A 1,675-nucleotide genomic window follows, 5' to 3' on the forward strand; every position below is an offset into this window, starting at 1 on the left:
GGCGGTCGCCCTCCTCAGGGACGCGCTCGCCGGCACGCCGGATCGCCTCCTCGACGTGGCGACGGGCACGGCGGATCTCGCCGTCGAGGCGCTGTCGCTGGGGCCGCGCGAGGTCGTCGGGGTCGACATTTCGGACGGGATGCTCCAGGGCGGCCGGGTGAAGCTGTCGAAGCGCGGGCTCGAGGGCCGCGTGACGCTCGTCCAGGGCGACGCGGCCGACCTGCCGTTCGAGGACGACAGCTTCGACGGCGCCTTCGTGGCGTTCGGCGTGCGCAACTTCGAGGATCTCCAGGCCGGGCTCGGCGGCATCCGCCGGGTTCTGCGACCGGGCGCCCCGCTCGTGGTGCTCGAGACGAGCCAGCCGACCTCCTCACTGGTCAAGCAGGGGTACCAGGTCTACGCGCGCCACATCATGCCCCGCCTCGGGAAGGCTCTCAGCGGCAACGCCGAGGCGTACGAGTACCTCCCCGAGTCGGCCCGCGAGTTTCCCTACGGTGAGGCATTCCTGCACGAGATGCGCACGGCCGGCTTCACCGACGTCCTCGACGCGCCGCAGACGTTCGGCGTGGCGAGCCTCTACCGCGGCCTCGCCTAAAGCCAGCGGAGTAGTAGTTCAGTGCGTCAGTGGGTCAGACATGGCTTTTCCTGGACGCAACAGCCGATTCCGGTGAGATGCATATACCGCACCTCAGCGCAAACCACTGCAGAGCGCGCTTCGTGCGCAGAGGAACGACCGCGGACGGGCTCTGGGTGCAACGTCCCATCCTGACACCAACCCGGGGTTTCTCTCAGCCGCCTCGGCGGCGATCAGCCGGTCCACTCTAGGGTCCCCTCGTACACTGTCTCGGCCGGGCCGTCGAGCGTGAGGTCGGCCACCTCGGAGCCGTCGAGGCGGAAGCCGACGGCGAGCGTCCCGCCGGGCATCTCGACTGCCACGTCAGCTCGAGCGCCCTCGCCGAGGCGGTCGGTCAGGCGTGCGACGAGCGCCGAGGCGAGCGCGCCCGTCCCGCAGGCCAGCGTCTCGGCCTCGACGCCCTTCTCGAACGTCCGCACGCGGAGACGGTCTGCGCCGGCGACCTCCACGAAGTCGACGTTCGTGCCCGTCGGCTGGAACGCGGGGTCGTGGCGGAGCCGCTCGCCGACGGTGGCGACGTCCGCCCGGTCCGCCTCGGGGACGAACAGGACGGCGTGTTCGGTGCCAGTCCAGATGCGGTAGACCGGTCTTCCCTCCTCTTCGAGGTCTGTCTTCGCGAAGCCCCGAGGCGGCGGCATGTGGAGCGTCACCGGCCCCGAGGCGGCGCGGTCGGGCACGTCGGCGCGGGTGCGGCCGCCGTCGGTGTCGAACGTGAGTGCAACGCCCGCCTCGGTGTCGTCGCCCAGGCCGGCGCGGGCGGCGAAGCGGGCGAGGCAGCGCGCCCCGTTGCCGCACATGGTGCCCAGCGAACCGTCGGCGTTGCGGTATCGCATCCGAAAGTGGACGCCCTGGCCGGCCGCCCCGGCGTCGGGGTCGTCGAGGGCGAGGAGCCCGTCGGCGCCAACGCCGGTCCGCCTCGGGGACGTCTGGCGCGCGAGCCCGGCCAGCTCGTCGTCGGAGAAGCGGAGGAAGCGGTTGTCGAGGACGACGAAGTCGTTGCCGGCGCCGCTCATCTTGGTGAACGGGACGATGAGGGGCATA

2 protein-coding genes are annotated in these 1,675 nt (G+C 71.6%); one reads left to right on the forward strand and one right to left on the reverse strand.

Annotated features, from left to right (window positions below):
• Positions 1-595, forward strand: a 595-nt coding sequence (locus AAGI91_17840) for a ubiquinone/menaquinone biosynthesis methyltransferase (GenBank protein MEM1044476.1), incomplete at its 5' end; no start/stop codon positions are given.
• 212 nt (positions 596-807) lie between these two features.
• Here the strand turns inward: AAGI91_17840 and dapF are convergent.
• The coding region (dapF, locus tag AAGI91_17845) for a diaminopimelate epimerase (protein MEM1044477.1) at positions 808-1,675 on the reverse strand (868 nt) is incomplete at its 5' end.

The sequence above is a fragment of the Bacteroidota bacterium genome (genome assembly GCA_038746285.1).
Taxonomy (GTDB): Bacteria; Bacteroidota; Rhodothermia; order Rhodothermales; family JANQRZ01; genus JANQRZ01.